Source organism: Candidatus Anstonellales archaeon, from assembly GCA_038869735.1.
Classification (GTDB): Archaea; Micrarchaeota; Micrarchaeia; order Anstonellales; family CG1-02-47-40; genus JAWCQO01.
In genome coordinates, this window is sequence record JAWCQO010000008.1 from 34,431 (window position 1) to 41,806 (window position 7,376).

9 protein-coding genes are annotated in these 7,376 nt (G+C 37.9%); 7 read left to right on the top strand and 2 right to left on the bottom strand.

All coding sequences use genetic code 11. The features are described from left to right. Positions 1–22: 22 nt before the first annotated feature. Positions 23–943 carry a class 1 fructose-bisphosphatase gene (locus QXF67_03900; GenBank protein MEM3060646.1) on the top strand — a complete coding sequence of 307 codons (921 nt, stop codon included), beginning with the start codon at positions 23–25 and terminating at the stop codon, positions 941–943. Beyond that, on the top strand, positions 924–1,964 hold the full coding sequence (locus tag QXF67_03905; protein ID MEM3060647.1) for a Xaa-Pro peptidase family protein: 1,041 nt from the start codon (positions 924–926) through the stop codon (positions 1,962–1,964). Before QXF67_03900 ends, QXF67_03905 begins: the two co-directional genes overlap by 20 nt. Before the next feature lie 36 nt (positions 1,965–2,000). Here QXF67_03905 and QXF67_03910 read toward each other — a convergent pair whose 3' ends face one another. Both QXF67_03910 and QXF67_03915 read right to left on the bottom strand, forming a co-directional pair. After that, a complete protein-coding gene (locus QXF67_03910; GenBank protein ID MEM3060648.1) occupies positions 2,001–2,741 on the bottom strand; it encodes a hypothetical protein in 741 nt (246 codons plus the stop codon). Positions 2,742–2,750: 9 nt separating this feature from the next. Next, the gene (locus QXF67_03915; GenBank protein MEM3060649.1) at positions 2,751–3,347 is read right to left on the bottom strand and encodes an FKBP-type peptidyl-prolyl cis-trans isomerase; all 597 of its coding nucleotides are present in this window, start codon (positions 3,345–3,347) and stop codon (positions 2,751–2,753) included. A 73-nt stretch (positions 3,348–3,420) separates the two neighbouring features. On the opposite strand from QXF67_03915, the gene QXF67_03920 reads away from it, so the two are divergent. From QXF67_03920 to QXF67_03940, 5 genes are all read left to right on the top strand, one after another. After that, complete coding sequence (locus QXF67_03920) at positions 3,421–4,614, top strand: hypothetical protein (GenBank protein ID MEM3060650.1); 1,194 nt, start codon at positions 3,421–3,423, stop codon at positions 4,612–4,614. 174 nt (positions 4,615–4,788) lie between these two features. Next, a complete protein-coding gene (locus QXF67_03925; protein ID MEM3060651.1) occupies positions 4,789–5,304 on the top strand; it encodes a winged helix-turn-helix domain-containing protein in 516 nt (171 codons plus the stop codon). A 163-nt stretch (positions 5,305–5,467) separates the two neighbouring features. After that, on the top strand, positions 5,468–6,016 hold the full coding sequence (locus tag QXF67_03930) for a hypothetical protein (GenBank protein ID MEM3060652.1): 549 nt from the start codon (positions 5,468–5,470) through the stop codon (positions 6,014–6,016). After that, positions 6,013–6,720 carry a hypothetical protein gene (locus QXF67_03935; protein ID MEM3060653.1) on the top strand — a complete coding sequence of 236 codons (708 nt, stop codon included), beginning with the start codon at positions 6,013–6,015 and terminating at the stop codon, positions 6,718–6,720. The genes QXF67_03930 and QXF67_03935 overlap by 4 nt, the downstream gene beginning before the upstream one ends. Before the next feature lie 19 nt (positions 6,721–6,739). Further along, positions 6,740–7,376: ERCC4 domain-containing protein (locus QXF67_03940; protein ID MEM3060654.1), on the top strand; the 637-nt coding region annotated here is incomplete at its 3' end.

The following is a 7,376-nucleotide window of genomic DNA, read 5'->3' on the forward strand; positions in this document are numbered from 1 at the left end:
TAGGTGGAATTGGGGGAGACAAATGCTTCAGATAAGTCTCAAGGAGCACTTAGAAGGTCTTAGAGACAGTAAGCTTGCAGAATTGATTTATGCGTTTTCTCAGCTATCAATAGATATTCGCCAAGAGCTCCCTGAGAAATTGAAGGGAGAAACACTTAACAGGAACAAGTATGGAGAAATTAAAAAGGAGTTAGATGAATGGACGAATAAATTTTTGATTGAGCAACTTGGGAGCACGGGATTAGTAAATAAAATTTATTCTGAAGAGCTTGAGGAGGCAGTCGCTCTAGACTACCAAGCTCCGTTTTTCGTATCGATTGACCCATTAGACGGATCATCAAATATAGAATCCAATAACCCTTTTGGGACAATTTTGGGAGTTTACAAAAACGATCTTCCTACTATTGGAACAAAGATAGTGGGTGCTGCATATATTTTATATGGTCCAATAACTACACTGGTGTATAGGACCGAAGACGCGACTCATGAGTTTGTTAAACAGAGAAAAGGTAAATCCGAATATTTTTTGGTAAATGAAGGTTTAAGACTTCCAGAACCTGGAAAGGTGTTTGGGATTGGTGGAGACCCTTTGGAGTGGGATAAGCGATTCTTAAAATTTGCAAAGAATCTTTTTAGAAGACACAAGTTAAAGGTTAGATACTGTGGGGCATTCGTTGGTGACTTTTCTCAGATACTTCATCACGGAGGATTCTTTGCTTATCCAGCTTCACTAAAAAATCCTTCTGGAAAACTACGGCTTTTTTTTGAGGTACAGCCAATGAGCTATTTGATTGAAGGAGCTGGTGGGGCAGCATCAAATGGGCGTGAGAGGATACTTGAAATAGAATCCATGTCTGTAGATGCAACTGTTCCTGTTTTTATGGGTAACCGATATCTCGTATCAGAACTTGAGGAAGTATTAAATGAACCTGAACAAGTTTGAAATAAGAAGGCAAGAAGCTGTAGAGGGAAAATCGTATTCAGCTGTACTTGTTTTTTCTGGGGATTTCAAACAGTGGTGCGAGGATTTTTTTTATTTGACTGGAAAGCGAATTGACGGTTCGATACTTATTTTAAGGAAAGGAAAACCGAGTATTTTGCTTACTTCGCGAATGAATGTCGCAGAAGGAAAAAAGGCAGGGATGAAAACACTCATTTATGATAAAAAAAATCCTCTGGAAAGAGTTGGACGGTATCTAAAAGGGATAAAGAATATCGGCATAAATTACTCGTTTGTATCATATGCCCAGTATAGGAAGATTAGATTAAAACTGAGAAAAAAGAAAATTTTGGATTGCGGGAGAAACATTCTTTTGCAGAGGATGATAAAAGATAGGGAAGAGATCCAAAAAATACGCAAAGCACAGAGGATTACGAGGGATATAATTAACTGGGTGGGTAGGTTAATATACAGCGGGATGAGAGAGGACGAAGTAAAACAACGAATTCTGAAAAGGACAATTGAATTTGGGTGTACGCCTGCATTTTTGCCAATAGTCGCTTCTGGAACTTCTAGCGCAAGTCCTCATTATAGTGGTGGAAAAAAAAGGCTTTCAGGAGTAGTTCTTATAGATTATGGAGTAAGATATGAGGGATATTGTGGGGATATGACGCGATGCTTTTTTTTAGATGAATGCAAAAAAGAAAGGGAGGTTTATTCGAAGCTTCAGAAAATATCTAATGAAGTCATAGTGAATATAAAAGAAGGGATGGAGGTCAGAAAACTGGATTTATTACACACCAAACTCATGAAAAAATATAATTTACCGGAACCTATACATTTACTTGGTCATGGTATAGGATTGGACGTCCATGAACTTCCGTCAATTCATGTGAGAGCAAAGGAGAAGATATATGCAGGTGAGGTTTTCACTATTGAACCCGGGGCTTATTTTCCTGGAAAGTTTGGAGTAAGGTATGAGGATGTTATTTACTTTGATGGAAAAAAAGCTAATGTATTGTGATTGCTTGTTCTCTTTTTTGTTTTAGTTTGTGTGTTCTTATTTTAATAAATATTCCCAGCTCTTTATTTGCATCTCTCTTCTTGACTTGAATCCAAGTTCAGAGTAGCAGTCGAGAAGGTAGGGATGGGGGTTAAAGTGTGGAACAGAGATTAGATAGTTTTCGAGGTCGTTAAGAAGTGGGTATACCTTTTTTTCGTAAACTTCCTTTACTTTTGTACTTAAACCTCCCTTTTTATTTATTATTGCGTGTGAGATGTCTTTGTGCACAAATGCAAATGAAACTGTCCTTTCCTCCTCTTCTTTTGTGATTATATTTTTTAGTATTTTTTTGCAATTTGCAGAGATAGTAAGAGAGGTTTGGGTCTTTGTTATATTAAACTCTGACGGAGAGAATTTTATAAGAAAATATGATTGGAAGTGTTCCTTCCCTTCTTTTGTTTCAACAAATTTTGAAAGTAGGATTAGATTACCTTCATAAATGGAAAGTGCTCGTGTGGAATCGCCAGCAAACCTGATTGGTTGCTTTTGTCCATCAACATACATTGGCTGGAAGTAATTTGAAGAGGAGGTGTAAGGTGCACGGGGTTCGAAAAGAGGGTAAGAGACCTTTATTGGAAAGGGGAGATTTGAGCAAATGTCTTTTGAGAAGGAAGGATCAGCATTTGAGAGGTTAGTTGTAATCTCCATCCGCTCAATATCCCTTAAAAAATACCCATTGATTTTGGTTATGTATGAGTTCGGGAGATTATCAAAGCCCAGACAAATCCCCTTTTCCATTCTTTTACATTATTCATGAAATTCAATTTCATTGATGTTGTTAAAAAACGATTTAATAACTGATTTAAGAACTTCCTTTTTTTGACTATAAACGTTTTGAGAAGGAGGATTTTTTACTTTTATTACGACTTTTTGCTCTTCTTCTTTGACATCTGCATCTATGCCAATGTCTTTTGCAAGTGCTTCTATTTTTTCTTTATCTGTGGTTAATATTTTTTCTAACTTTAAGTGATAAGTTAAGTGCTCTCCTGCAAGTGGATGATTGAAATCTGCCATAACACGACCAGAGTTTACGGATCTTATCTTTGCAAAAAGACCATTGATAGATACAGCTTTACCTGGGGTAGGGGTTATGTTTTCTTTGATGAATGTAGATTGCGGGACTATTCGAATGAGGGAGGGGTCTCGTTCGCCGAACCCTTCTCTTGGAGAGACAGAAACTTCTACTTCTTCTCCTTCATTTAAAGTTCCGAGAGCCTTTTCAAGCTTCGGTATCATTTGACCTGTGTTTAAGATTATCAGTTTATTTTTTGCCTCTTCAAAGGTTGTATTGGTGTCAGATATCTTGCCAAGATACGAAACAAGTAAGAATGCTTTTTCTTCCAATTCACTCACCCATTCACTAATACTTTAAATAGTTAAGATATATAGATATTTGAAATTGTTATTGGTTGGTTTTATGGATAAAAACAGCCTAATAAAGCTTTTTGTTATTGCGATTGTAGTTGTGTTCGTATTTGAGCTAATAGCAATCTATGGGCTAAACAGAAGTACAAATAATGAAACTGGTGATTCTAGATATGTAGAGAAAAATTATGAGGGGATAATAAGAGGACGACTTATACTAAATTCCTATGAACCGGTTTTGAGGGTATTGCATAGGGGGGGCAATGAAATAGAGTTGCTTGCAAAAAAACTAAAGGAGGAAGGAATAGTTACTTATTACCTAAATCCGAAGGAGGGAGTTTTGCTTCTTAACTTAAAAGACGCCAACGATATTGGAGCAGTTGCAAAACGGTTTAAGGAACTAAACGCAAGCTCGTATAGTCGAGCCTTTTTCTCCCTGTTAAAAACGAATTTGACTGTGGAAGGTGTGGGAGATATACCTGTTGCATCTTCAACCATAAGAGATGAGATAGAGCCACGATTTGAAGTAGGGGAAGAAGTTCTGGGACAGTTTCCTGCACGAATAAGTGGAACTGAGGGAAAGGAATTTTTCATTGTAGCTTGGGGTTCAATTACGTTCTTGCCCAAAACATTTGAAAATCAAAGCGCAAGGATACGTATACTTGAAACAAGCCAGAAGAGAATTGAACTTATTATTCCGTGGGAGAAAAGGGATTTAGATATAGAAAAGATTAAAGCAAAATTTGATAGAGGGGTTGAATACTCAGCAAGATCCTTTGTGATATTTGAAAATGAGATTGGTCCAGAAGTACAAGGCAGGATAGTAGAGAAAAAGTTGGATTACATAACTGCTGTGTATGCTGACACGCTTTCCGTCTATGAAAATTTTACTGATAAGAGAAGGATAGTCGAAGATCTTGACGGTATTGCGCTATCTTTTCCAAATTCTACCGTTACGCTAACTTTAAATGGAACTGAAAATGTGAATTTGACGGATATAAAAAAGAAGTTTGAGGATGTTGCCGGCATTGATAGTGTTAATAGTGTTAAGGAGTATTCGCTTGTCAAGATTAAGTTGCCCGCATCAATAGAAGTAGAAGGTAGGAATTATTCAGTTAGTGAGACGGAAGGGGCTTTATTTCTTGAAGGGGAATATTCTGCTGGAGAAGAAATGGACATTTTTATTGATGGGAGTACTCTGGGAAGTTATGTCTATTCTTTAGGTTATCTAAGAAAGAAACGTTAGAGGTTTAGAGGAGAAAAGCTGAAAACGTATTTTTTATTATAAAGCTTAGTCGATAGCTGATATGTTATGTGTCTAATTTTCAAATACAGTGGGACTAAAATAAGAAAGATTTAAAAATATATCATGATTATATCACGAAAGATCATGATTCGATTGTGATTTGGTTGTGATTGAATGGAAAAGAAAGAAAAAGACATTTATAATACTTTTCATTCGCAAGGCGACCGCTCCCTATCTTCTGGTGGGGAGATAGAACATGAGCGATTAGAAAGAGAGGTGGAAGAAGCAAAAAATATTGCAAGAGATCCCTTCCTCCTTTCTTCTCTAATGCTCAGAATACTCCGAGAAAAAGAAGAGATGAAAACGTTGCTGAGGGAAATTCTTGAAAAATTAGAAGATATTGAGAAAAAGCTTTCATATGAGGAAGAAGGCGAACTTGTTGAGCCGCTTTTGCTCTCTAAACAAGATGAGGAGATTGTAGATTTGATAATAGAAAAGGGAGCCGTCTGCGCACTTGATATACAAAAAAGACTAAACTACAAGGGAAAAAACGCGGCATGTGCAAGGCTTTCGCGCCTTGCTGATGCTGGCATCTTAGTAAAAAGACAAGTAGGAAAGACAGTGTATTATCAGCTTTCTCAAGCTGCAAAATCTCGCACTAATTTTGGGGGAAGTGGGCCGATGGTTTAAGCATAAGAATTATTCACCTCCCACTATTTTGCCATCCGCCCTTCCCCGACTGCTTGAAGAGGAAAAGGGCGGCCGAATTAAGCCGCCCCGCCTCCCACTCGGCAAAAAAAGAGAATACAAAGAATATATAAAGTTATATATCTGTTATTAGTACTATTTAGCCATGCAAGAGATTGCGGAATGTGTTGAGGAAATGTACGAAGGACTTTCAAAGTCCGATTCACGTCTTATGAGAAAGGCAAATGACAGGTGCATTGCATTTCTTGCAGTCAGTCCAAGTCCGCTATTTCTTTCTCTCTCGGTTATTTCTTATGTTCTTTCAAAGATTCTTTCAAAACCAAGATACATGGAAAGAAAAGCAAACCAAGATTATTTGAAAGCAATAAAAGACGAACTTCTCACGTGCAGGGGGTATATCCGCTCAGAAAAAGAAGTGGAGGTTGGGGAGTCAATAAAAAAGATGTTAAAAGTTGTTGAACAATTAAATGCAAGTGATAGAAGATTCTTTCTGGGTCTTGAGGAGAAGGCCAAATTAAAAATTGCAGTTACACTGTACGCACAGGGATTCTCTTTGGGTAGAGCATCTGAGATTACTGGCGTTGATGAAAGGGAAATCCTCAAGTATGCGGGAGGTACTATGATGTTTGACAGATTGCCAGAAAGAAGAGGAATCGGCGAACGCGTAAGTATTGCAAGGAGGATATTTGGATGAGAGCAAGAGAATCCCTCGATATAGTATGTGATTCTTCTTCTATTATTTCTCTCACAGACTCTTGCCTTGTAAATGTCCTTTATTTTCTTGCTGACATGTTTGATGGGAAATTTATAATTTCAAAGGGCGTTGAAAATGAATGCGTACGCCGACCAATGGGGATGAAGAGTCACGCGTTAGGGGCTCTTATAATTAGAAAGGCAATTTCAGATGGGATCCTATTTGTTTATGAAGAAAGCGTAAAAGAATCTGGAAAGGAGATTATGGATTTAGCAAATCACTCGTTTTTTATAGATGGGAGACCACTTCATTTAGTAGATGAAGGGGAAGCGGAGACCCTTGCATTGGCGCAAAGAATAGGTTCTAGCACGCTTTTAATGGATGAGAGGACAACTCGGATTCTATATGAAGAACCCATGAGACTTGCAAGGCATCTTGAAGATGAGTTCAGAAAAAAGGTTAGGGTTGATTATAGACGCCTTTATAAATTTTTACGAAGAGTTGGAAAAATTAACTTTATTAGAAGCACCGAACTTGTAGCTGTAGCTTATGAAAAGGGTTTTTTCAGCTCTTTTGGAAAAATGGAGAAAGTTGCACTTGAATCATCACTTTACGCGCTGAAATTTTCAGGGGCTTCAACTGGTTTTGAGGAGATAAAGAGTTATGTAGAGAAACTTGGATTCAAAAGGTCTGAGTACAAATGAAAGATGTGGAGGGAGAGGGATGGTTTTTATTGTCGCGGATAGACGGGAAGATCATTCTATTTTTGAGGTTCTTAGAGAGCTTGGGGCAGATGTAAAAGAAGAACAGCTTGAAATTGGCGATTTTGTTCTCTCAAGCCGTGTTGTCTGTGAAAGAAAGACGCGGACGGATTTTGAAGACTCTATAGTTGATGGAAGAGTCTTCAGACAAATAAAGGCTTTAAAAGAAGCTTACCCATGTGTTCTTGTTATCGTGGAAGGAAAAAGAAACGAAGAGGGCGAAAATCGCATCTCGCGCAAAGCTCTTCTTGGAGCGTATGCGAGTTTGGCAGTTGATTTTGGAATCTCGCTCTTCTTTACAAAGGACCAACAATCCACTGCTGAATTTTTGTATGCTGTTGCAAAGTATGAGCAAGAAGGAAAGAAGGCACCTCTTCCCGTATGTGCAAAGAAGAAGATGCTTACACTTGAGGAATATCAAAGAGCGGTAATTGAAAGTTTACCGAAAATAGGGCCAAAGCTTGCACGGTCAATTCTAGACCAATTTGGAAGCATAAAGAGTGTAGTAAATGCAAGTGAAAAAGAACTCTGGGCCGTAAAGGGATTGGGTAAAAAAAGAGCAAGAATGATTATGGAAGTACTTACGTGGGAAAGGAAGG

What these genes read in the sequence shown, in the direction of transcription:
- QXF67_03920 (MEM3060650.1), top strand. Translation starts at nt 3,421, where the DNA reads ATGGATAAAAACAGCCTAATAAAGCTTTTTGTTATTGCGATTGTAGTT.
- QXF67_03930 (MEM3060652.1), top strand. Translation starts at nt 5,468, where the DNA reads ATGCAAGAGATTGCGGAATGTGTTGAGGAAATGTACGAAGGACTTTCA.
- QXF67_03935 (MEM3060653.1), top strand. Translation starts at nt 6,013, where the DNA reads ATGAGAGCAAGAGAATCCCTCGATATAGTATGTGATTCTTCTTCTATT.
- QXF67_03905 (MEM3060647.1), top strand. Translation starts at nt 924, where the DNA reads ATGAACCTGAACAAGTTTGAAATAAGAAGGCAAGAAGCTGTAGAGGGA.
- QXF67_03925 (MEM3060651.1), top strand. Translation starts at nt 4,789, where the DNA reads ATGGAAAAGAAAGAAAAAGACATTTATAATACTTTTCATTCGCAAGGC.
- QXF67_03900 (MEM3060646.1), top strand. Translation starts at nt 23, where the DNA reads ATGCTTCAGATAAGTCTCAAGGAGCACTTAGAAGGTCTTAGAGACAGT.
- QXF67_03910 (MEM3060648.1), bottom strand. Translation starts at nt 2,741, where the DNA reads ATGGAAAAGGGGATTTGTCTGGGCTTTGATAATCTCCCGAACTCATAC.